At 60.9% G+C, this 22,992-nt stretch carries 20 protein-coding genes; 6 read left to right on the top strand and 14 right to left on the bottom strand.

The window, feature by feature from the left end; genetic code table 11:
• Position 1: 1 nt before the first annotated feature.
• The 3 genes from L8K08_RS21095 to L8K08_RS21085 form a co-directional block, all read right to left on the bottom strand.
• A complete protein-coding gene (locus tag L8K08_RS21095; protein ID WP_242199798.1) occupies positions 2 to 1,066 on the bottom strand; it encodes a putative 2-aminoethylphosphonate ABC transporter ATP-binding protein in 1,065 nt (354 codons plus the stop codon).
• A 237-nt stretch (positions 1,067 to 1,303) separates the two neighbouring features.
• Complete coding sequence (locus L8K08_RS21090; protein WP_242199797.1) at positions 1,304 to 2,167, bottom strand: LysR family transcriptional regulator; 864 nt, start codon at positions 2,165 to 2,167, stop codon at positions 1,304 to 1,306.
• Positions 2,168 to 2,183: 16 nt separating this feature from the next.
• Positions 2,184 to 4,520: a heavy metal translocating P-type ATPase gene (locus tag L8K08_RS21085; RefSeq protein WP_242199796.1), complete on the bottom strand. Its 2,337-nt coding sequence runs from the start codon at positions 4,518 to 4,520 to the stop codon at positions 2,184 to 2,186.
• Positions 4,521 to 4,605: 85 nt separating this feature from the next.
• Between L8K08_RS21085 and cadR the strand changes: the two genes are divergently transcribed.
• A complete protein-coding gene (gene cadR / locus L8K08_RS21080) occupies positions 4,606 to 5,055 on the top strand; it encodes a Cd(II)/Pb(II)-responsive transcriptional regulator (RefSeq protein WP_145157813.1) in 450 nt (149 codons plus the stop codon).
• Positions 5,056 to 5,195: 140 nt separating this feature from the next.
• Here the strand turns inward: cadR and L8K08_RS21075 are convergent, their stop codons facing one another.
• Positions 5,196 to 6,029, bottom strand: a complete 834-nt coding sequence (locus L8K08_RS21075) for a thymidylate synthase (RefSeq protein WP_106575719.1) — start codon at positions 6,027 to 6,029, stop codon at positions 5,196 to 5,198.
• Positions 6,030 to 6,083: 54 nt separating this feature from the next.
• Entirely contained in the window at positions 6,084 to 6,896 is an 813-nt protein-coding gene (lgt, locus tag L8K08_RS21070) for a prolipoprotein diacylglyceryl transferase (RefSeq protein WP_056857664.1), read from the bottom strand.
• Positions 6,897 to 7,110: 214 nt separating this feature from the next.
• On the opposite strand from lgt, the gene L8K08_RS21065 reads away from it, so the two are divergent.
• The gene (locus L8K08_RS21065; protein ID WP_145157816.1) at positions 7,111 to 7,857 is read left to right on the top strand and encodes an NRDE family protein; all 747 of its coding nucleotides are present in this window, start codon (positions 7,111 to 7,113) and stop codon (positions 7,855 to 7,857) included.
• Positions 7,858 to 7,957: 100 nt separating this feature from the next.
• Here L8K08_RS21065 and ptsP read toward each other — a convergent pair whose 3' ends face one another.
• Both ptsP and L8K08_RS21055 read right to left on the bottom strand, forming a co-directional pair.
• The gene (gene ptsP / locus L8K08_RS21060; protein WP_145157818.1) at positions 7,958 to 10,237 is read right to left on the bottom strand and encodes a phosphoenolpyruvate--protein phosphotransferase; all 2,280 of its coding nucleotides are present in this window, start codon (positions 10,235 to 10,237) and stop codon (positions 7,958 to 7,960) included.
• A gap of 22 nt (positions 10,238 to 10,259) precedes the next feature.
• A complete protein-coding gene (locus tag L8K08_RS21055; protein WP_003176750.1) occupies positions 10,260 to 10,739 on the bottom strand; it encodes an RNA pyrophosphohydrolase in 480 nt (159 codons plus the stop codon).
• Positions 10,740 to 10,882: 143 nt separating this feature from the next.
• Between L8K08_RS21055 and L8K08_RS21050 the strand changes: the two genes are divergently transcribed.
• Positions 10,883 to 11,539 carry an HAD family hydrolase gene (locus tag L8K08_RS21050; protein ID WP_145157820.1) on the top strand — a complete coding sequence of 219 codons (657 nt, stop codon included), beginning with the start codon at positions 10,883 to 10,885 and terminating at the stop codon, positions 11,537 to 11,539.
• Positions 11,540 to 11,650: 111 nt separating this feature from the next.
• On the opposite strand, the gene L8K08_RS21045 is transcribed toward L8K08_RS21050, so the two are convergent.
• The gene (locus tag L8K08_RS21045) at positions 11,651 to 12,064 is read right to left on the bottom strand and encodes a DUF2269 family protein (protein ID WP_242199795.1); all 414 of its coding nucleotides are present in this window, start codon (positions 12,062 to 12,064) and stop codon (positions 11,651 to 11,653) included.
• A gap of 40 nt (positions 12,065 to 12,104) precedes the next feature.
• Positions 12,105 to 13,619 carry a threonine ammonia-lyase, biosynthetic gene (ilvA, locus tag L8K08_RS21040; protein ID WP_145157825.1) on the bottom strand — a complete coding sequence of 505 codons (1,515 nt, stop codon included), beginning with the start codon at positions 13,617 to 13,619 and terminating at the stop codon, positions 12,105 to 12,107.
• A gap of 137 nt (positions 13,620 to 13,756) precedes the next feature.
• Here ilvA and rpiA point away from each other — a divergent pair, with 137 nt between their 5' ends.
• Together rpiA and L8K08_RS21030 are read left to right on the top strand one after the other, a co-directional pair.
• Positions 13,757 to 14,428: a ribose-5-phosphate isomerase RpiA gene (gene rpiA / locus L8K08_RS21035; protein WP_138813421.1), complete on the top strand. Its 672-nt coding sequence runs from the start codon at positions 13,757 to 13,759 to the stop codon at positions 14,426 to 14,428.
• 368 nt (positions 14,429 to 14,796) lie between these two features.
• The gene (locus L8K08_RS21030) at positions 14,797 to 16,743 is read left to right on the top strand and encodes an autotransporter domain-containing protein (protein ID WP_242199794.1); all 1,947 of its coding nucleotides are present in this window, start codon (positions 14,797 to 14,799) and stop codon (positions 16,741 to 16,743) included.
• Here L8K08_RS21030 and L8K08_RS21025 read toward each other — a convergent pair whose 3' ends face one another.
• From L8K08_RS21025 to L8K08_RS21010, 4 genes are all read right to left on the bottom strand, one after another.
• Positions 16,744 to 17,652 carry an SdiA-regulated domain-containing protein gene (locus L8K08_RS21025; RefSeq protein WP_242199793.1) on the bottom strand — a complete coding sequence of 303 codons (909 nt, stop codon included), beginning with the start codon at positions 17,650 to 17,652 and terminating at the stop codon, positions 16,744 to 16,746.
• A gap of 120 nt (positions 17,653 to 17,772) precedes the next feature.
• Positions 17,773 to 18,696 carry an SdiA-regulated domain-containing protein gene (locus L8K08_RS21020; RefSeq protein WP_242199792.1) on the bottom strand — a complete coding sequence of 308 codons (924 nt, stop codon included), beginning with the start codon at positions 18,694 to 18,696 and terminating at the stop codon, positions 17,773 to 17,775.
• Positions 18,697 to 18,944: 248 nt separating this feature from the next.
• The gene (locus L8K08_RS21015) at positions 18,945 to 19,610 is read right to left on the bottom strand and encodes a fumarylacetoacetate hydrolase family protein (RefSeq protein ID WP_242199790.1); all 666 of its coding nucleotides are present in this window, start codon (positions 19,608 to 19,610) and stop codon (positions 18,945 to 18,947) included.
• A gap of 22 nt (positions 19,611 to 19,632) precedes the next feature.
• Entirely contained in the window at positions 19,633 to 21,027 is a 1,395-nt protein-coding gene (locus tag L8K08_RS21010) for an FAD-binding oxidoreductase (RefSeq protein ID WP_242199789.1), read from the bottom strand.
• Between the two features lie 205 nt (positions 21,028 to 21,232).
• Here L8K08_RS21010 and serA point away from each other — a divergent pair, with 205 nt between their 5' ends.
• The gene (serA, locus tag L8K08_RS21005; protein ID WP_010167810.1) at positions 21,233 to 22,462 is read left to right on the top strand and encodes a phosphoglycerate dehydrogenase; all 1,230 of its coding nucleotides are present in this window, start codon (positions 21,233 to 21,235) and stop codon (positions 22,460 to 22,462) included.
• Positions 22,463 to 22,525: 63 nt separating this feature from the next.
• On the opposite strand, the gene L8K08_RS21000 is transcribed toward serA, so the two are convergent.
• Positions 22,526 to 22,966, bottom strand: coding sequence for a DUF4399 domain-containing protein (locus L8K08_RS21000; protein ID WP_106575730.1), 441 nt, complete (start codon positions 22,964 to 22,966; stop codon positions 22,526 to 22,528).
• Between the last annotated feature and the right edge of the window lie 26 nt (positions 22,967 to 22,992).

Genomic DNA, 22,992 nt, shown 5'->3' with positions numbered 1-22,992 from the left:
CTCAGGCAAACACCTGCAGGCTGCGCGGCGGCAAGGCGACCCAGATGTCCTGGGCACCCAGGCGTGGCATGGCTTCCGGGGCCAACTCGGCCAGCAGCGCGTGGCCGGGCAATTGTTCCAGTTCAAAACGCATGCGGCAGCGGTTGCCAAGAAACGTGATCTCGCGAACCTTGGCCGGGAACAGGTTTTCTTCATGCACCGGCGGGTTGACGCTGATGGCTTCCGGACGGCAGAACAAGCGCCCGGATTTCGCCACGCCAGCATCGTCGGCCAGGCGCATGTTCAGCCCGCCGACCTGGGCATGGCTCGCACTGTTGCGGCTGAACGGCAGCCAGTTACCCTGGCCGACAAACTCCGCCACAAACGGCGTGGCCGGGCGGTCGTAGATTTCCTGGGGCGTGGCGTATTGCTCGACCTTGCCGTTGTTCATCACGGCAATGCGGTCGGCCATCAGCATGGCCTCGTCCTGATTGTGGGTGACCATCAGCGTGGTGATACCCAGGCGCCGCTGCAGCTGACGCAGCTCGGTGCATAAATGCTCGCGCACACGGGCGTCGAGGGCCGACATGGGCTCGTCGAGCAGCAACAGCGAGGGCGCCGGTGCCAGGGCACGGGCCAGGGCGACGCGTTGTTGCTGGCCGCCGGAAAGCTGGCCGGGGTATTTCTTTTCGCTGCCCAGCAGGCCGACCAGTTCGAGCATCTGGCCGACGCGCTTGCGCACCTCATCACGGCCGCTGCCGGTGAGGCCGTAGCCGATATTCGCCTCGACGGTGAGGTTGGGAAACAGTGCGTAGGACTGAAACAGAATGCCGTAGTCCCGCGCCTGCGGCGGCAGTAGGGAAACGTCGCGGTTGCCCAGGCGCAGCTCACCGCTGTCCTGGCGTTCAAGGCCGGCGATGCAGCGCAGCAAGGTGGTCTTGCCGCAACCGGACGGGCCCAGCAGGCACACCAGCTCGCCAGCGGCGACGTCCAGGGACACATTGTCCAGCGCAGTAAAGGCACCGAAGCGTTTGTGGATACCGCGCACCGTCATCGGCGCGCCGGGGTGGGTCAGGGCTGTGTTCATGGAGGCACCTCATCAAACGGATGAAGGCCATGCTAGGTGGGCAATGCGTACCTGATGTGGCAGGAAGGCAAAATGCGGTGATAGTGGTATTGGTGGATTTGTGTAGGATTTGGAGACTGTGTCGTCAGGGCTGACGCCATCGCGGGCAAGCCCGCTCCCACATTTTGATGTGTGAACGCATTCAAAGGTGGGAGCTGGCTTGCCTGCGATGGCTATTCAAAGGCCACCAAGCAAGGTTCAGAGTGGCGACATTTCCTGCGCCAACCCAAGAAACGCCGCCGGCAGGCGCGCCGACTTTCGTTCCTTGAGGCAGTACAAATACTCCGCAATCTGCGGCGCGTTCTCGATGGTCAGCACGCGCAACTGCGGGTCATGAGGCACTTCCTGACGAGCGATGATGCTGATGCCGATGTTGCGCAGCACCGCCTCGCGGATCGACTCACGGCTGCCAATCTCCAGCAACGGCCCGTAACTCACCCCAGCGCCCTGCAGCATTTCTTCGCTCAGCCGCCGCGTGGTAGAGCCCGCCTCACGCATCAGCAAGGTATGCCCGGTCAACGCATTGAGCGGCACGTGATCGAGCGTGGCCAGGGGATGATTGCGGTGCACCGCCAACACCAAAGGATCGGTGCCCAGCACGCGGCGAATCAGGCGGGGGTCTTCCAGCAGTTGGGACGACGCGGCGACATCGACGCGGTAATCGTCGAGCGCTTCGAGCACCTGCTGGGAGTTGCCGATTTCCACCGACACCTCCACCTGCGGCAGGCGTTCGCGAAAGGCTTTGACCAGGTCGAGGATGTAATACGGCGCCGTTGCGGCAATCCGTAACGTGCCCTGGACCTGTCCGTTGTTGCGCAGAAAGAACTCGATGTCGGCTTCCTGCTGCAACAGCGCCTTGACCATCGGCAGCAGGCGCGCGCCGTCGTCGCTGACGGTAAGGCGGCGCCCGCCACGGTAGAACAGCTCAACGCCGTATTGGCTTTCCAGGTTGCGAATCTGGGTAGTCACCGTGGGCTGGCTCAGCCCGAGTTTTTTCGCCGCCTGGGTAATGCTGCCCAGGCGGGCGACCATAAAAAACGCCTTTAACTCGGCACTCAGCACGCCACCCTCACATCAATTATTTGCGCAACAGGCGCAGGCCATTGAACACCACCAGCAGGCTGACGCCCATGTCGGCGAACACCGCCATCCACATGGTCGCCATGCCGAGGAAGGTGACTGCGAGGAAGATCGCCTTGATCACCAGCGCCAAGGCAATGTTCTGCTTGAGGATACTCGACGTTTGCCGGGAGAGCCGAATGAAAGCCGGGATCTTGCGCAAATCATCGTCCATCAAGGCCACGTCGGCGGTCTCGATGGCGGTGTCGGTACCGGCGGCGGCCATGGCAAAACCGATCTCGGCGCGGGCCAGCGCAGGGGCATCGTTGATGCCGTCGCCGACCATGCCCACGCGGTGGCCTTGGCCGTAGAGGGTTTCGATGGCTTGCAGTTTGTCGGTGGGCAACAGGTCGCCCTGGGCCTGGTCGATGCCGACCTGGGCCGCAATCGCCTGGGCGGTATGGGTGTTGTCGCCCGTGAGCATCAGGGTCTTGATGCCCAGGTCGTGCAGTTGCTGAATGGCTTCGCGGCTGCTGTCCTTGACGGTGTCGGCCACGGCGAACAACGCCAGCGGGCCGGACTTGTCGAGCAGCAACACCACGGACTTGCCTTGTTTCTCCAGCGCGAAGAGCTTTTCTTCAAGCTCGGGTGAACACAGGCCAAGGTCTTCCACCAGGCGGTGGTTACCCAAGTGATAGGTTTCGCCGTTGATATCGCCGCGCACACCACGCCCGGCCAGGGCCTCGAAGTTATCCACAACGTGGCTCTGCAGGTTTTTATCCACAGCCGCATTGGCGATGGCCAGCGACACCGGGTGGTCGGAGCGCCCGGCCAGGCTGGCAGCCAGGGCCGGCGCACTGTCTTCGAGATTGGGAAACAGCGCCAGGTAATCGGTTTGCACCGGCTTGCCGTGGGTGATCGTGCCGGTTTTGTCGAGGGCCAGGTAGTCGAGCTTGTAACCGCCCTCCAGGTACACGCCGCCTTTGATCAGGATGCCTTTACGCGCTGCCGCGGCCAGGCCGCTGACGATGGTCACGGGGGTGGAGATCACCAACGCACAGGGGCACGCGACTACCAACAGCACCAGGGCGCGGTAGATCCAGTCGAACCAGACGCCCGCCATAAACAGTGGCGGGATAATCGCCACACCCAGGGCAAACAAGAACACCGCCGGGGTGTAAACCTTGGCGAAGGTGTCGACAAAGCGCTGGGTGGGCGCCCGAGCGCCTTGGGCCTGTTCCACGGCGTGAATGATGCGCGCCAGCGTTGAATTGTTAGCGGCGGCGGTGACTTTGTATTCCAGCGAACCGGCCTGGTTGATGGTGCCGGCGAAGACTTTATCGCCCACGCCCTTTTCAATCGGCAGGCTTTCGCCGGTGATCGGCGCTTGGTCGATGGTGGATTGGCCAGCGGTGACTTCACCGTCCAGGCCGATGCGCTCGCCGGGCTTAACCCGCACGATGGCGCCAAGTTCGATGCTTTTAACTTCTTGTTCGACCCACCCACCATCGGCTTGCTGCACCGTGGCTTGTTCCGGGGTCATCTGCATCAAGCCACTGATGGCATTGCGCGCTCGGTCCAGGGACTTGGCTTCGATCAACTCGGCGACGGTGAACAAGAACATCACCATCGCTGCTTCCGGCCATTGGCCGATCAGGATCGCGCCGGTGACTGCGATGCTCATCAGCGCGTTGATGTTCAGATTGAGGTTCTTGAGCGCGATCCAGCCTTTTTTGTAGGTGGTGAGGCCGCCGCTGAGAATCGACACCAACGCCACCAGTGCAATCACCCACGTCGGGGCTACGCCGGTGAAATGCAGCACTTCAGCGCCCAATGCACCGACGCCGGACAGCGCCAGCGGCCACCAGTGTTTCTTGGCCGGCGGTGCGGCGGCGGGGGCGCCTTCTTCGATCGGGTCGGCCTGCATGCCGATGGATTTGATCGCGTCGATGATCGGCGCAGTGCTCGGCAGGTCATGGGTGACGCCGAGGATACGGTTGATCAGGTTGAATTCCAGCTGCTGCACGCCAGCGAGCTTGCCCAGTTTGTTCTGGATCAGCGTCTGCTCGGTGGGGCAGTCCATGGCTTCGATGCGAAAGGTGCTCAGGCGCGAGCCGGCGGTCGGCGCTTCGCTCAATGTGACCACGGCGGGCGCTGCCTTGCTGGAGCAGCAAGTGTCGCCGTGGCTGGCGTGGTCGTGCTTTTTGACCGGCGTCAGTTTGGCGCCGTGGTCGTGGCCATGGTCATGGTCATGGTCATGGTCATGGTCATGGTCATGGTCATGGTCATGGTCATGATCGTGATCGTGATCGTGCTTGTGATCATGCTTTTTTGGGGTGTGGATGGAGTCGCTCATTCTGTCGCGTCCGTAAAGGTGCCTGTTGCCAAGTAAAGACCCTGTAGCCACTATAGGGTCAAGCACCCATTTGGAGATTGCTGCGATGAAGATCGGTGAATTGGCCAAACTGACCGACTGTCAGGTGGAAACCATCCGTTATTACGAGAAGGAAGGCTTGCTGCCGCCCCCGGCGCGTACCGATGCCAACTACCGCGTGTACACCCAGGCGCACACCGAGCGGCTGATCTTTATCCGCAACTGCCGCAGCCTGGACATGACCCTCGAAGAAATCCGCAGCCTGCTCGGGCTACGCGACAGTCCTCAGGACCAATGCGAAAGCGTGAATGCGTTGATTGATGAGCATATCCACCACGTGAAAGCGCGGATCGATGGGCTGCTGGCGTTACAGGAGCAATTGCTGGACCTGCGCCAACGCTGCGGCGGTGGGCCGGGAATGGATCAATGCGCGATTTTGCAGCGGCTGGAGGTCAGCGGCAGTGTGGCAGCCAGCGAGGCTGAGCCTTCGCATGTGGGCAGAAGCCACGGCCATTAACTCAAGCGAACAGGGTTCTAATGTGGGAGGGGGCTTGCCCCCGATGGCAGTCTGTCAGTGACTAACCGGGTGACTGAACCACTGCTATCGGGGGCAAGCCCCCTCCCACACAAGCCCATCCATTGAGACCAAGACAGTCTTTAGATGGCCACGTCAGCCTTGATGCTTGGGTCCGCGTCGTAGCCGACGATTTCAAAGTCTTCGAACTTATAGTCGTAGATCGACGCAGGTTTGCGCTTGATCACCAGTTCCGGCAGCTTTTTCGGCGTGCGCGCCAGCTGAGTGCGGATCTGTTCCATGTGGTTGCTGTACGCGTGGGTGTCGCCAGTGGTGACGATGATCTCGTGCGGGATCAGGTCGCATTGCTGGGCCAGCATGTGGGTGAGCAACGCCAGCGCCGCGGTGTTGTACGGCAGGCCGAGAAAAACGTCGGAGCTGCGGATGTACAACTGCATCGACAGATGGCCGTCATGCACAAACGCCTGGTACAGCAGGTGGCACGGTGGCAGCGCTTGCTTGCCGTTGCGCGCGTTTTCCTGCGGGCTCTTGGTTTCGTCCGGCAGGTATTCGACGTTCCAGCCGTGGAACAGGATGCGACGGCTGTTGGGGTTGTTCTTCAACGTGTCGACCATGTAGTCGATCTGGTTGATCTTGCCGCCGTCCTTGGTCGGCCAGGCGGTCCACTGCTCGCCGTACACCGGGCCCAGGTCGCCGTCTTCGGTGGCCCATTCGTCCCAGATTTTCACGCCGTTTTCGTTGAGCCACTTGATGTTGGTGTTGCCACTCAACATCCAGATCAGTTCGTTGGCGATGCTCTTGAAATGAAGCTTCTTGGTGGTCAGCAGCGGGAAGCCGTCGGCCAAGTTATGCCGATACTGACGGGCGAACACGGCCTTGGTGCCGGTGCCGGTGCGATCGCCCTTGGTCAATCCATTGGTCACGACGTCGTTCAGTAGTTCGAGATATTGCTTCATGTTTTTACCCGTATCGTTGAAGCCGAGGCTACGCAAAAGCCTCGGCATTCGAATTTAAAGCGCGGCGTTCTTGATGCCCTGCGGACGGTTGTAAGCCCACCACAGCAGGCCCAGACCCGCCAGAATCATCGGCATGCTGAGGATCTGGCCCATGGTCAACCAGCCCCACGCCAGGTAGCCCAGCTGTGCATCCGGCACGCGCACGAACTCGACGATAAAGCGGAAGATCCCGTAGAACAGCGCGAACATCCCCGACACGGCCATGGTTGGGCGTGGCTTGCGCGAGAAGATGTACAGAATCAGGAACAGTGCCACACCTTCCAGGGCGAACTGGTAGAGCTGCGACGGATGGCGCGGCAACTGCGCCGGGTCGCTGAATGGCGGGAACACCATGGCCCACGGCACGTCGGTCGGCTTGCCCCACAGCTCGGCGTTGATGAAGTTACCGATCCGCCCGGCACCCAGGCCAATCGGCACGAACGGCGCGACGAAGTCCATCAGCTGGAAGAACGACTTGCCGTTGCGACGGCCAAACCACCACGCGGCGATCATCACGCCGACAAATCCACCGTGGAATGCCATGCCGCCCTTCCACACTTCGAAAATCAGCGTCGGGTTGGCGATATAGGCTGGCAGGTCGTAAAACAGCACATACCCGAGCCGCCCGCCGACGATTACGCCCATCGACATCCAGAACACCATGTCGGAGAGCTTCTCCTTGGTCCAGGTCGGGTCGAAACGGTTCAGGCGCCGTGAAGCCAGCAGCCAGGCACCGCCGATGCCGATCAGGTACATCAACCCGTACCAATGGATTTGCAGCGGACCGATAGCCACGGCCACCGGGTTGATCTGCGGGTAAGGCAGCATTGCGACTCCTCGTTAAATCATTAGTCATGACGCACCGGACCATGCCGGTGTGCGATTAAGCCTGCGTTACAGCCGCTATTTCAAATTAAGAAGTTCACACGCGCCCAATAGCCACGCATGTTAACGGATGGAAGGCGTGCGGCCCAACTTCGATACGATGGAACGCCCGCCGTTGTGTGGGTAGAGTGAGGGAAAACACAAAAGGGATCGCCTGATGTGCCTGATAGTTTTCGCCTGGCGGCCGGGCCACGCCCAACCGCTGATCGTCGCGGCCAATCGTGATGAGTTCTACGCCCGCCCCAGCCTGCCGCTGGCCCAATGGCCGGATGCGCCGCACATTTACGCCGGCCGCGACCAGGAAGCGGGTGGCACCTGGCTGGGGGTGAACGCCGAGGGGCGTTTTGCGGCCCTGACCAACATCCGCGACCCGCACCAGCCGCCGTCACGTAAGTCGCGCGGGGAGCTTGTGGCGCGATTCCTGGCCGGTTCGCTGTCAATTGACGACTACTTAGCCGACGTTAACGGCCGTTCGATTGAATATGCCGGATTTAACCTGTTAGTGGGCACGCAGAACGAGCTGTGGCATTACAACGCCAATGAGACTACGCCGACACAACTGAAGGCCGGGGTTTATGGGTTGTCCAACGCCGGGCTGGATACGCCATGGCCGAAGCTGCTCAAGGCCAAGGCGGCGTTTAGCGAATTACTGGAAAACCCGCAGCCGGAGGCTTTGCTGGACATCTTGAGCGACCCGCAAACCGCGCCGTTTGCCGACTTGCCGGACACCGGCGTGGGGTTGGCGACCGAAAGTCTGCTGTCGAGTGTGTTCATCGCCAGCCCCAGTTATGGGACGCGGGCGAGCACGGCATTGATTGTGAATGCCGACGGGACGCGGCAGATGGTCGAGCGCAGCTTTGGGCCGCTGGGTGGTCGGCTGGGCGAGGTAGAACTCAGGATTTAGCGGCGCTTGGGCCGGCCTCATCGCAGGCAAGCCAGCTCCCACAGTGTGGAATGCATTCCCCTGTGGGAGCCGGGCTTGCCCGCGATGGCGGCCCCTCGGTTTAGAGGGTTTTTGCAGAAGCCGGGTTGATCATCCGCGTCAGCCCCAGGTTCTTCAGCGCCAACTGCAGCGAGCTGTGGATAACTTGCGGGTTGTCGATGGTCATCAGCTCGGCCAGCAATTCCTTGGCCATGTTCAGGTTCACCTGGCGCAGCATCCACTTCACCTTCGGCAAGTTGGTGGCGTTCATCGACAGGCTGTCAAAGCCCATCGCCATCAACAGCACCGCTGCGGCCGGGTCGCCGGCCATTTCACCGCAGATGCTCACCGGCTTGCCTTCGGCATGGGCGTCGCGCACCACGTGTTGCAGGGCTTGCAGCACGGCTGGGTGCAGGTAGTCGTAGAGGTCGGCCACCCGTGGGTTGTTGCGGTCCACGGCCAGCAGGTATTGGGTCAAGTCGTTGGAGCCGACCGAAAGGAAGTCCACCTGCCGCGCCAGTTCTTTAGCCTGGTACACCGCCGCTGGAATTTCGATCATCACGCCAATCGGCGGCATCGGCACGTCGGCGCCTTCGTCACGGACTTCGCCCCAGGCGCGGTGAATCAAATGCAGAGCCTCTTCCAGCTCATGGGTGCCGGAGATCATCGGCAACAGGATGCGCAGGTTGTTCAGGCCTTCGCTGGCCTTGAGCATGGCGCGGGTCTGTACGAGGAAAATTTCAGGGTGGTCGAGGGTCACGCGAATGCCGCGCCAGCCAAGGAAGGGGTTGTCCTCCTTGATCGGGAAGTAGGACAGTGACTTATCGCCGCCGATGTCCAGGCTGCGCATCGTCACCGGCAACGGGTGGAAGGCTTGCAGTTGCTCGCGATAAATCGCCAGCTGCTCCTTCTCGCTCGGGAACCGTTGGTTGATCATGAACGGCACTTCGGTGCGGTACAGCCCTACCCCTTCGGCGCCGCGCTGTTGCGCGCGGGCCACATCGGCGAGCAGGCCGGTGTTCACCAGCAGCGGCACGCGGTGGCCGTCAAGGGTCACGCACGGCAGTTCGCGCAGCGAATCCAGGCCCAGCGCCAGTTGTTTCTCTTCTTCCACCACCTCGGCGTACTGTTTGCGCAAAAGCTCGCTGGGGTTGGTGAAGACTTCGCCGCGATGGCCATCGACGATCATGTCGATGCCGTCGACCTTGGAATACGGCAGGTCCACCAGGCCCATGACCGTCGGAATACCCATGGCCCGGGCCAGGATCGCGACGTGGGAGTTACCCGAACCCAGAACCGAAACCAGGCCCACCAGTTTGCCTTCCGGCACTTCGCCAAGCATGGTGGCGGTCAGCTCTTCACTGATCAGGATGGTGTTGTCGGGGTAGACCAGGTTGGTGGTGCGGTCTTCCTGCAGGTAGGCCAACAGACGGCGACCAAGGTCACGCACATCCGAGGCACGCTCGCGCAGGTAGGCGTCGTCCATCAACTCGAAACGGTTGACGTGATCGGTGACCACTTGGCGCAGCGCGCCCTGGGCCCACTGGCCGGTCTTGATCACGGTTTTGACTTCATTACCCAGCGACGCGTCGTCGAGCATCATCTGGTACACGTCGAACAGCGCGCGCTCTTCGGGACGCAGTTGCGTGGCCAGCTTGGTCGACAGGTTGCGCATATCGGCGCGCACGCCTTCCAGGGCGGTCTTGAACAGTTTGATTTCGGCGTCGATGTCGTGGACGGTCTTGTCCGGCACCACATCGAGGTCGGCCGGTGGCAGCATGACCACCGCCGTACCGACGGCAGCACCCGGCGAACCCGGCACGCCGACGAACTTGGCTTCCTGGATGCCCTTGCCCTGACGGCCCAGGCCGCGAATCGAGCCCGTCGCCTCGGCGTGGGCAATAACCCCGGCAAGCTGCGCGCTCATGGTCACGAGGAAGGCTTCTTCACCTTCGTCGAACTGGCGGCGTTCTTTTTGCTGGATGACCAACACGCCGACAACGCGGCGGTGGTGAATGATCGGTGCGCCGAGGAACGAGGCGTAGCGCTCTTCGCCGGTTTCGGCGAAGTAGCGGTAACGCGGGTGATCGGCCGCGTTTTCGAGGTTCAGGGGTTCTTCACGCGTCCCCACCAAGCCCACCAGACCTTCATTGGGCGCCATGCTGACCTTGCCGATGGAGCGCTTGTTCAGGCCCTCGGTGGCCATCAGCACAAAACGGTTGGTCTCGGGGTCCAGCAGGTAAACCGAGCAGACCTGGCTGCCCATGGCTTCCTTGACGCGCAACACAATAATCCCCAACGCCGCCTTGAGATCCTTGGCGGAGTTAACTTCCTGGACGATCTTGCGCAGCGTATTGAGCATGGCTCGGGGTCGAACTCCGTCGTCAGTCGCGCGCTAAAAGGCGCGGGGCAAGCTCTTTGAGAGCGCGACGATAAACCTCGCGCTTGAATGTCACCACCTGGCCCAACGGGTACCAATAGCTGACCCAACGCCAGCCATCGAACTCCGGTTTACCGGTCAAATCCATCCGCACCCGCTGCTCGTTGGAGATCAGGCGCAGGAGAAACCATTTCTGCTTCTGGCCGATGCACAGCGGTTGGCTGTGGGTACGCACCAGGCGTTGCGGCAAACGATAGCGCAACCAGCCACGGGTACAGGCCAGAATTTGCACATCTTCGCGCTCAAGGCCGACTTCTTCGTTCAACTCACGGTACAAGGCGTCTTCAGGGGTTTCGTCGGGGTTGATTCCACCTTGAGGAAACTGCCAGGCATCTTGGTTGATTCGGCGAGCCCATAGCACCTGTCCGGCATCATTCGTAAGAATAATCCCGACATTAGGACGGAAACCATCGGGGTCGATCACGGCAACAACCTCGCAAACGCATGTCGCCGCATTGTTCCACAAAGGTTGTTCCAGCGGCAACGAGGCTTCTTACCTTATGTGCACTCTTGTGAAAAGACCGTATTCTGGACGCCTTTTTACAGACTTTTCAGCGAGTAACTGCAATGCGCCTGGCTTTATTCGACTTGGACAACACGCTTCTGGGCGGTGACAGCGATCACGCCTGGGGCGATTACCTCTGCGAACGCGGGATTCTCGACGCGGTGGCCTACAAGGCCCGCAACGACGAGTTTTACCAGGACTACCTGGCCGGCACGCTGGATAACGCCGAGTACCTGAACTTCTGCCTGGAAATCCTCGGCCGCACCGAGATGGCCCAGTTGAACGAGTGGCACAACGACTACATGCGCGACTGCATCGAGCCGATCATGCTGCCCAAGGCCGTGGAACTGCTGGCCAAACACCGCGCTGCGGGCGATAAGCTGGTGATCATCACCGCCACCAACCGCTTCGTCACCGCGCCGATTGCCGCACGCCTGGGCGTTGAAACCCTGATCGCCACTGAATGCGAGATGGAAAATGGCCGCTACACCGGGCGCAGCACCGATGTGCCGTGCTTCCGTGAGGGCAAGGTGACGCGCCTGAATCGTTGGCTGGAAGAAACCGGGTACAGCCTGGAAGACAGCTACTTCTACAGCGACTCGATGAACGATTTGCCGTTGCTGGAGCAAGTGACCCACCCGGTGGCGGTGGATCCGGACCCGAATTTGCGGGCTGAGGCCCAGAAGCGTGGCTGGCCGGTGATTACGCTGCGTAGCTGATGGCCCTATCGGGGGCAAGCCCCCTCCCACATTTAACCGAGTAGATCCTTTGGAATGCGGTCGAGTGTGGGAGGGGGCTTGCCCCCGATGCAGCCGACGCGGTCTCAAGCCTTAAACCGGCTTGGCACCCATCAACCCGGCAATCGCCACAAACCCCACCAGGCTGACCACCGCCAGCACCAACGTGAAATTCAGGCTACCGCCCTCGCCTTTACGCAGGCGATTAAGCCGCGCCACCAGCCAGAACCAGGCCAGCGCCGCCACGGTGTAGAGGATGCTGGAACCCAGAATCCAGGTTTGCCCCAGCGGCCAGCCGGTCATATGCACCAGCCACCAGCCGGTAAACGGCATGCTGACCATGCACACCCCCATCAGCAACCACACAAACGCCCACGGACGTTGCACGGTAGCGGTCGGACCGACGCTGCGTTTGCGCCAGGCCAGTACCGCAAGGCCCAGGCCGCTGAGCAGCAGTAACACAGTGGCGGTGATGTGGATCACCTTGAGGGTGGTCAGCGTTTCCATGGTCTTGATTCCTTGAAGGCCGCTCAGTCAGCGTAGTCGCTTAACCGAGGAACAGCTGGTAAGCCGGGTTTTCGCTTTCATCCCAGTACGGGTAGCCGATTTGCGCCAAGGCCGCCGGCACCAGATGGCGCTCGTCCGCCGGCACTTGCAGGCCCGCGACCACACGGCCATCGGCCGCGCCGTGGTTGCGGTAGTGGAACATCGAGATGTTCCAGCGCCCGCCCAGTTTGTTGAGAAAGTTGAACAGCGCGCCCGGACGCTCCGGGAACTCGAAACGGAACACCAGCTCATCGCTGACTTTGGCCGCGTGCCCGCCGACCATGTGGCGGATGTGCAACTTGGCCAGTTCGTTCTCGGTCAGGTCCAGCACCGGGAAACCCTGACTGGTGAGGCTGGCAATCAGCGCGCTGCGCGGGTCGTTTTCCGGGTGCGTCTGCACGCCGACGAAGATGTGCGCCTCGCGGCCGGAGTGGTAGCGGTAGTTGAATTCGGTGATTTGGCGCTTGCCCACAGCCTCGCAGAACGCCTTGAAGCTGCCCGGCTGCTCGGGAATGGTCACGGCGATGATGGCTTCGCGGCCTTCACCCAGTTCGGCGCGTTCGGCCACGTGGCGCAGGCGGTCGAAGTTGACGTTGGCGCCGGAGTCGATGGCCACCAGGGTTTGCCCGGTGATGCCCCGCGTTTCCACGTATTTCTTGATACCCGCCACGCCAAGCGCGCCAGCAGGCTCGGTGATGGAGCGCGTGTCGTCGTAGATGTCCTTGATCGCCGCGCAGATTTCATCGGTGCTGACGGTGATCACTTCGTCCACATAGTCTTTGCAGATGTCGAAGGTGTGCTGGCCGATCTGTGCTACCGCCACGCCATCGGCGAAGATGCCGACGGTTGGCAGCACCACACGCTCGCCCGCCGCCATGGCGGCCTGCAGGCAGTTGGAGTCATCCGGCTCGACACCGATGATCTTGATTTCAGGGCGCAGGTATTTCACGTACGCCGCAATACCGGCGATCAGCCCGCCGCCGCCCACCGGTACGAAAATCGCGTCCAGCGGCCCAGGGTGCTGACGCAGAATCTCCATCGCCACGGTGCCCTGCCCGGCAATGGTGTGCGGATCATCGTAGGGGTGAATGTAGACGTAGCCTTTTTCGTCGACCAGTTTGAGCGAGTAGGCCAGGGCTTCCGGGAAGGAATCGCCGTGCAGCACCACTTTGCCGCCACGCGAACGCACGCCTTCAACTTTGATTTCCGGGGTGGTCTTGGGCATCACGATGGTGGCCTTGACCCCCAGCACCTTGGCCGCCAGGGCCAGGCCCTGGGCGTGGTTGCCGGCAGACGCGGTGACCACGCCGCGCGCACGTTCCTCGCTGCTCAGTTGGGTCAACTTGTTGTAGGCGCCGCGAATCTTGAACGAGAACACCGGCTGCAAGTCTTCACGCTTGAGCCAGACCTTGTTGCCCAGCCGCTCGGAGAGCTGGCGGGCGGTCTGCAAGGGGGTTTCTACGGCAACGTCGTAGACGCGCGAGGTGAGGATCTTTTTGACGTACTGTTCAAGCATCGGCGGGAATCACTGAGCAGGTTGGGCAGGGCCAAGGAGTCTAACCCGGCTTTTGGCCGGGCGACCACACGAATCCCGAGGTTTTGTTGGGTTATACTCGCCGCCCTCGATAACTCCCCGCCCGTTCCGGAGCCCGCATGACCCAGGATCAACTCAAACAGGCAGTGGCCCAGGCCGCCGTCGATTTAATCCTTCCTAAACTCGACGACAAGAGCATCGTCGGTGTCGGCACCGGCTCCACCGCCAACTGCTTTATCGATGCGCTGGCCCAGCACAAAGGTGCGTTTGACGGCGCCGTGGCCAGCTCCGAAGCCACCGCCGCACGCCTCAAGGGCCATGGCATTCCGGTGTACGAGCTCAACACCGTGAGCGACCTGGAGTTCTATGTCGACGGCGCCGATGAAAGCGACGAACACCTGAACCTGATCAAAGGCGGTGGCGCTGCCCTGACCCGCGAGAAGATCGTCGCGGCCGTGGCCAAGACCTTTATCTGCATTGCGGACGCCAGCAAGCTGGTGCCGGTACTCGGCGCATTCCCGCTGCCGGTGGAAGTGATCCCGATGGCCCGCAGCCACGTGGCCCGCGAGCTGGTCAAGCTGGGCGGCGACCCGGTGTACCGCGAAGGCGTGTTGACCGACAACGGCAACATCATCATTGATGTGTTCAACATGCAGATCACCAACCCGGTGCAGCTGGAGACGCAGATCAATGCGATCGTCGGCGTGGTGACCAATGGGTTGTTCGCCGCGCGTCCGGCTGATGTGTTGCTGCTGGGCACCTCTGAAGGCGTGAAAACCCTGAAAGCTTAAAAAACCGCGTATCCCCCCTGTGGGAGCCGGGTTTGTGTGGGAGCGGGCTTGCTTGCGAATGCGGTATGTCAGTCGCTGGATCAGCTGCCTGATACACCGTCTTCGCGAGCAAGCCCGCTCCCACATTTGCTATGTGCTGACCTCGATATTTATGTAACAAGAATGCTACTTTTCGCTGCATCCCCTCGCCAAAATCGTGCGCAACCCCACGGCATGTCGCACCTTCCTCAGTATCAAATCCGTTACAAATTACAGCCAGGCGACCCTCGCGTTTAACAATGCGCCACTTTGCATTCGCTCAAGGAATGAGGCGCGCATTGTGCAATGGGTCTGGGCTTGACCTTCCCCATCACCTCAAGGACGACCTTGTGATAAAGCCCCTAGCCCTCGCGATCAGCGTGGTCGGCAGCCTGCTGTCGACACATACCCAGGCCTACGATTACGGCCAGCACGCCAACACCACCCTGGAAAAGCTGATCAACGATTACCCCGGCCGGTATCGCGGCACCGCCAATTTCGCCGGCGCAGCAGATTGGATGCAAAGCCAGATGGGCTCGGCCTACAGCCTCAGTCGCCAGAACTTCACCTGGAACAACGGCACTCGCGCCTCGCAAAACGTGGTGGCCTACGCCGCCGGCACCACGGCGCAGTACGTGGTGATTGGCGCGCATTTTGACACCTACTTCGGCCGCCCGACCCTGCAAGGCCTGGACGACAACGGATCCGGCGCCAGCGGGCTGACCGAAGTGGCGAAGAACCTCGGCGGGCTGCAGTTGGAAAACGGCCTGCAAATCGTCGGCTTCGGCGCGGAAGAAGAAGGCCTGCGCGGCTCCAAGGCGTTTGTCGACTCACTCAGCGCCAGCCAGCGCGCGAACATGCTGGCGATGATCAACCTCGACAGCCTGATCACCGGCGACATGATGTACGCCCACGCCGGCCAGAACAGCACGGCCAACCCCGCCCTGGCCTCGCTGCGCGAGCACACTTTCCAGATCGCCAAGGAATTGAACATCCCACTGTTCACCAACCCTGGCCTGGACCCGCAATACCCCAAGGGCACCGGCTGTTGCAGCGATGGCGAGCCGTTCGAGCCGCTGAACATCCCGATTCTGTATATCGAAGCCACCAACTGGGAGCTGGGCGACCTGGACGGCTACACCCAGACCAACAACCCGAAAATTCCGGGTGGCTCCACCTGGCATGACCCGGCCGAGGACAACAAAGCCGTGCTCACCGATGCCTTCGGCCAGGCGCGCATCGACCAGCGCCTGCGTGACTATTCGCGCCTGCTCAGCCGCCTGGTACTGGAGTTGACCAACGCTGACCTGATGGCCTCGACCGCCTCGGGCGGCGCCGTTGCGCGCAACATGCAAGACAATTTGCAGCGCCAGCACCAGGCCATGGTGCGGCTGCATGATCGGCGCTGGCTGACCTTGCAGTCCGCCAGCCGCGAGGCCGGCAGCTTTGATGGCGAAATTGGCGTGGATGGCGAATACAGCCCGGACAGCGGCTTCGACAGCCCGCTCAACCCCGAGGCGCGGCGCCTGGGCGTGCATGCGCTGGGCGACTACCAACTCACGTCCAGCCTGAACATCGGCGCCAGCCTGAGCTACCTCAACGGGCGCGACACCCTCGAACACCGCGGCAAACTCGACAGCGACACCTGGCAGGCGGCGGTCTACGCCTTGCTCAACGACGGCGGGCCGAGCTGGCTGGCCGGCGACCTGAGCGTCGGGCGTACGCGCTTTGATTCCAAGCGCAACCTGTTGATCCAGGCCAATGGCGGCCCGATCTTGCTCAATCAGCAACTGAGCGGCAACACCGACGCTCTGTCCTTGGGCGCGCGCGTCCTGGGCGGCTACGACTTCGACTTCGGCACGGTCAAGAGTGGGCCGTTTGCCGGTCTGGATTACAGTCACGCGCGCATCGATAAATTCCACGAGAAACAGAACCTGCGCACGGCGCTTGAGTACCAGGAGCAATCCTTCGACTCTCTGGAAGCCAGCCTCGGTTGGCGCGTACGCGGTGCCGTCGCCCTGCCCTATGGCTTGAGCTTGCTGCCTTACGGCGACATCGCCTGGGTCAAGGAATTGGCTGACGGGCGTCTCGACGACCTGCAATTGACCGCCCACGCCGACGGCCGGGCGCGCACCGCCAAACTGGGTGCCGTGGACAAAAGCTTTGGCCGCGCCCAAGTCGGCAGCCAGCTGGCGATCACCCCGCAGTTGGGCGTTTACGCCGAGGTAAACAGCCGCCTGGGGCATGCCGAAGGCAGCCAGACCGGCTATTCGCTGGGTGTGCAGTGGATGTTTTGATCAGGGTTTCTTGAACACGTAAAACAGGTTCGGCTCGCTGACCAGGTACAAGCTGCCTTGGTCGTCCATGGCGATGCCCTCGGCCTGAGGCACACGTTTTTGCAGGCCATGGCGCCCGTTGAGCAGAGAAAGGCTGCTTAGCGGGCGACCGTCGATGTCCAACTCCAGCACCAGAAACGACTCATCCGACAGCGCCAGCAGATGGCCGCTGCGCTCGTCGTATTGCAAACTCGACAGATCGCGCACAAACAGTCCGGCATCGCGCTTGGGGTTGTTGATGACGTGCACCGAGTAGGTTTTTTCCGGCTTGAAATGAGGGAAACCGTGCACCTCGTAAATCAGCATCGGGTCACGTTCCTTGGCCACAAACAGGCGCTTGCCGACCGAGTCGTAGGCCAGGCCCTCGAAACCCTTGTTGCCGCCCATGTGTACGCCCAATGTCATCTGCTCCGCATCGGCGGCGTCGAGGAACTGGGTGTCGTCGTTCACGTGCACTTTGATCAGCCGCTGCTGACGCTCATCGCTGATCACGTAGATGTTGTCGCTGATGAACTCCACCGCTTCGGCATCGCCAAAGCCCACCAGTGGAATGCGCCGCAAAATCTTGCCCTCCAGGGACAGTTCGACCAGCTCGGCGTTTTTATTGGTGACGGTAAACAGGCTTTTGCGCACCGGGTCATAGGTGAGGGCTGAGACATCATCGTCGAGGCCTTCGATCACCTTGGCTTCCAGGCTGACGCGATAATCGGCCAGGCCGATGGAGCGCTCATCGGCAGGCTGGCGCCAGGCCTGCCAGTTAAACCAAGCGCGCTCGAACAGACGCAATTGCTGTGCAACCACACCGGCGGCCACAAGGGCGATCAGCAGCACAGTAAAAAACGCGGGTTTGGGGCGGGCGAATCGACGCATCAGGGCAGCTCGAAGTCAAAAAGTGGCGAATGAATATCACGCCTGTCTGAATTTAAACTTAAACGCTGCCGGATGTCTGACGAATGCCGCTATTGGGGAAATGTCCGACGTAATCGTGGGTTATTTCTGTTTCTCGAAACGGTAGAACAGGTTCGGCTCACTGACCATGTACAACGTGCCGCTCTCGTCCATGGTCACACCTTCGGCACGCGGAATGGTGCGCTTGAGGCCGTTGAAGCCGCCGAGCAAGGTCATGAAGCTGACTTGCTCGCCCTTTTCATCCAGCTCCAGCAACAGGTGGGAGTCGGCCGACAATGCCAGCAAGTGGCCGGTACGCGGATCGACGGCAAGGGCCGAAAGGTTGCGCATGTCCAGCTCGGTGCTGGCAACTTTTTGCTTGTCACCCGTCAGCGTGGTGCCATCGCTTTTCCAGGTGAACAGCGCCGGTGGGCGCTCCTCGCCCAGCACGAGCTGTTGATTGCGCTTGTCCCAGGTGATGCCTTCGAAGGCTTTGTTCTGATCCTTGGACGGGCCCAGGTCGTAGCTCTTGAAGTCAGCGATATTCAGTTGCTGGGTGCCGGCATCGACTTTCACCACGGTGAGCGTGTGCATGCGCTCATCGACAATGGCCATCAAGCCGTTCTCCATCATCGTCAGGCCTTCCGGGTTGTTCCAGCCGTTGAGTGGCATCTTGCGCAGCACATCGCCTTGCAGGCTCAACTCAACCAGGAACGGGTTTTTGCCCATCACGGAAAACAGGGTTTTGGTCTGCGGATTGTAGGAAAGATCCGAAGCCTCATCCTTCTCCATGCCGGGCAGTAACTTGCCGTCGATGACCGCATGGTAGTCCGGCAGCCAGACGCTGGCCTGCTGCTCAGCCGGCGTTTCAAAGCGTTCCGCCACCCACAGTACGCCACGATCATCCCAATGCATGAGCCAGGCAACGCCATACACAATCGCCCCGGCGAGAAACAGCCAGGAATACCAGCGCAGGGCAAAACGTGAACGGGGCTTGGGTGCAGCGGAGGGCAAAGTCACGGCCATTGAGCGCTTTTCCGGAAAGTCAGCGTTAGGTGATAGCACAGGATCAGCGGGCCCGCGCGCAGGAGGCTGTGGATTATCCGGATGGCGTGTGAAAAAAATGCAAAAGCAGGGATTCAGAATGTATGAAGATCCAATGTGGGAGCGGGCTTGCTCGCGAATGCGCAATGTCAGTCACCGAATGTATTGACTGGTACACCGCATTCGCGAGCAAGCCCGCTCCCACATTTTTTACTGCGTTTGGCCAGGAATCAGCGAACGCTGCTTTCGAAACGGCTCACACCCGTCAACTCCAGCACCAGCTCGTCACCCACGTTCAACGGACCTACGCCCGCCGGCGTGCCGGTGAGAATCACGTCACCGGCCTGCAGCGAGAAGCAGCCAGCCATGTGCTGGATCATCGGGATGATCGGGTTGAGCATCTGCGAGCTGTTGCCGTCCTGGCGCACTTCGCCGTTGATGGTCAGGCGAATACCGATATCGGTCACGTCCGCAAAGCTGCTGCCGACCACGAACGGTGCAATCACTGCGGCGCCATCGAACGACTTGGCGATTTCCCAGGGCAGGCCTTTGGCTTTCAGCTCGGCCTGTTTGTCGCGCAAGGTCAAATCCAGGGCCGGCGCGAAGCCGGAAATGGCGTCCAGTACTTCTTCACGGCTGGGTTTGTTCGACAGGGGCTTGCCGATCAACACCGCGATTTCCGCCTCGTAGTGCACCGAACCGCGGTCGGTCGGGATGGCGAAACCGCCTTCCAGCGCGACCACGCAGCTACCCGGTTTGATGAACAGCAATGGTTCAGTGGGCACCGGGTTGTCCAGTTCCTTGGCATGTTCGGCGTAGTTACGCCCGATGCACACCACTTTGCCCAGGGGAAAGTGGATGTTGGTGCCGTCGACGTACTTGTGCTGGTAGCTCATGAAACGACTCCTACAGGGGCGATTAAACAGCGAAGATCTTGCCAGGGTTCATGATCCCGTTAGGGTCGAACACCGCTTTGACTGCCTTCATGTATTCGATTTCAACCGGCGAGCGGCTGTATGTCAGGTAATCACGCTTGGTCATGCCCACGCCGTGTTCGGCGGAGATCGAGCCGTTGTACTTCTCGACGGTTTCGAACACCCACTTGTTGACGGTCGCGCACTTGGCGAAGAACTCGTCCTTGCTCAGGTTTTCTGGCTTGAGGATGTTCAGGTGCAGGTTGCCGTCGCCAATGTGGCCAAACCAGACAATCTCGAAGTCGGGGTAGTGTTCGCCGACGATCGCGTCGATTTCCTTCAAGAACGCCGGCACTTTGGAGACAGTCACCGAGATGTCGTTCTTGTAGGGCGTCCAGTGGGAAATGGTCTCGGAGATGTACTCGCGCAGCTTCCACAAGTTGTGCAGTTGGGTTTCGCTCTGGCTCATCACGCCGTCCAGTACCCAGCCTTGTTCGACGCAATGCTCAAAGGTTTCCAGGGCGTGGTTGGCGACTTCTTCGGTGGTGGCTTCGAATTCCAGCAGCGCGTAGAACGGGCAATCGGTTTCGAACGGTGCCGGCACGTCGCCACGGCCCATGACCTTGGCCAAGGCTTTGTCGGAGAAGAATTCGAAGGCGGTCAGGTCCAGCTTGCTCTGGAACGCGTGCAGCACCGGCATGATCGAGTCGAAATCCGTGGTACCGAGCACCATGGCGGTGAGGTTTTTCGGCGCACGGTCCAGGCGCATGGTGGCTTCGACCACAAAGCCCAAAGTGCCTTCAGCGCCGATGAACAGCTGGCGCATGTCGTAGCCGGTGGCGTTCTTGATCAGGTCGCGGTTCAGTTCCAGCACATCACCCTTGCCGGTGACCACTTTCATGCCGGCCACCCAGTTACGGGTCATGCCGTAGCGAATGACCTTGATCCCGCCGGCATTGGTGCCGATATTGCCGCCAATCTGGCTCGAACCGGACGACGCGAAGTCCACCGGGTAATAAAGACCTTTTTCTTCAGCGACGTTCTGCAATTGCTTGGTGACCACACCCGGCTGGCACACGGCGGTGCGGTCGGTGAGGTTCACGTCGAGAATCTGGTTCATGTAGTCGAACGACACCACCACTTCGCCATTCGCCGCCACCGCCGCAGCCGACAGGCCAGTGCGGCCGCCGGAAGGCACCAGCGCAACCTTGTGTTCGTTGGCCCAACGCACGATGGCTTGCACTTGCTCGGTGGTCTTGGGGAACACAATGGCGCTAGGTGCGGGTGCGAAGTGCTTGGTCCAATCCTTGCCGTAAGCCTCCAGGGAGTCTGCATCGGTCAGCACTTTGCCAGGCTCAACCAGGGTCTTCAGCTCATCAATCAGGGCAGGATGGGTCATCGACAGAACTCTCGAACAATTCATGGTCATCCTGAGAACGCTTCACGTCGCAGGAATGGGTGTTTAGCGGGGCACGTATGCTAGCATACCGCCCCCGCAGGACAGAGCCCAAGGGCGTTTCTGCGGTGACGGCTTTCCTGCCGTCCGGGTCAGCTTGCGCTGCTCGATTCCCTGCCATTTTTCTCCGGGATACAGGTTTACGCAGATGAGCAAGACTTCTCTCGATAAGAGCAAGATCAAGTTCCTTCTTCTGGAAGGCGTCCACCCATCGGCTGTCGACGTACTGAAGGCCGCTGGGTACTCCAGCATTGAGTACATCACCAGTTCTCTGCCGGAAGCCCAGTTAAAGGAAAAGATCGCCGACGCGCACTTTATCGGCATTCGCTCCCGCACTCAGCTGACCGAAGAGATCTTCGACCACGCCAAGAAACTCGTGGCTGTCGGCTGTTTCTGCATCGGCACCAACCAGGTCGACCTCAACGCAGCGCGCGAGCGCGGCATCGCGGTGTTCAACGCACCGTACTCCAACACCCGTTCCGTTGCGGAGCTGGTATTGGCCGAGGCCATCCTGTTGCTGCGCGGCATCCCTGAGAAGAACGCTTCCTGCCACCGTGGCGGCTGGATCAAAAGCGCGGCCAACTCCTTCGAAATCCGCGGCAAGAAGCTGGGTATTGTCGGCTATGGCTCTATCGGCACACAGTTGTCGGTTCTGGCCGAAGGCCTGGGCATGCAGGTGTTCTTCTACGACACCCTGACCAAGCTGCCGCTGGGCAACGCCACTCAAGTGTCGAGCCTGACCGAGCTGCTGGGCATGTCCGACATCGTCACCCTGCACGTACCGGAAACCGCTGAGACCCAGTGGATGATCGGCGAGAAGGAAATCCGCGCCATCAAAAAAGGCGGCATCCTGATCAACGCTGCGCGCGGCACCGTGGTTGAGCTGGACGCCCTGGCTGACGCGATCAAGGACAAGCACCTGATCGGCGCCGCGATCGACGTGTTCCCGGTGGAGCCACGCTCCAACGACGACATCTTCGAAAGCCCGCTGCGTGGCCTGGACAACGTGATCCTGACCCCGCACATCGGCGGTTCCACCGCTGAAGCCCAAGCCAACATCGGCCTGGAAGTGTCGGAGAAGCTAGTCAAGTACAGCGACAACGGTACCTCGGTGTCCTCGGTCAACTTCCCGGAAGTGGCGCTGCCGGCTCACCCTGGCAAGCACCGTCTGCTGCACATCCACCAGAACATCCCTGGCGTGATGATGGAGATCAACAAGGTCTTCGCAGAAAACGGTATCAACATCTCCGGTCAGTTCCTGCAGACCAACGAGAAGGTCGGCTACGTGGTCATCGACGTCGACGCCGAGTACTCGGACCTGGCGCAAGAGAAGCTGCAGCACATCAACGGCACGATTCGTAGCCGCGTGTTGTTCTAAGGTTTCAACGCAGCACAAAAAAGGGAGCCCCTCGGGGCTCCCTTTTTCACATCTGAACAAATCTTACTTGACGTTAACCGTGATGACTTTCGAGGCTACAGTCGGGTTGAACTGCATGTGCAGTTTGTCGCCGGCTACCAGCTGCAAGGTGTGCTTGCCAGGGGTGAGGGTCAGCTCGGTTTCGGTCTGGGCCTTGCCGTAGTGGATCACGGTGTCAGTGGCCGGGATCGGCACGCTGGCGTCAGGCAGCTCTTTCTGGTCGATCAGCAGGTGGTGGTGGCCAGTGCCTGGGTCCTGGCTGGTAGCCGGGGCCAGTTTCAGGCCTTCCATGCCGAATTTGACGGTGAAGGTTTTATCGACAGTGGCGCCGTCTTTTGGCGACACGATAAAGACTTTGGCGCCTTCAGGCGGCGCGCTGCGTGGGATACCGTCAGCAGCGGTAGCCAACATCGAAGCACCCAGCAGAACGCTGGCCAGGGTGGCACGGGACAAAAAGGCTTTCATTCGCTTCTCCAGTTTTTCTATGAAAT

The sequence above is a fragment of the Pseudomonas sp. TREG-RG-20F-10-E-6-01 genome (assembly GCF_022662455.1).
In the GTDB taxonomy this organism is placed as follows: domain Bacteria; phylum Pseudomonadota; class Gammaproteobacteria; order Pseudomonadales; family Pseudomonadaceae; genus Aquipseudomonas.
This window is presented reverse-complemented; position numbering and strand designations above follow the sequence as displayed.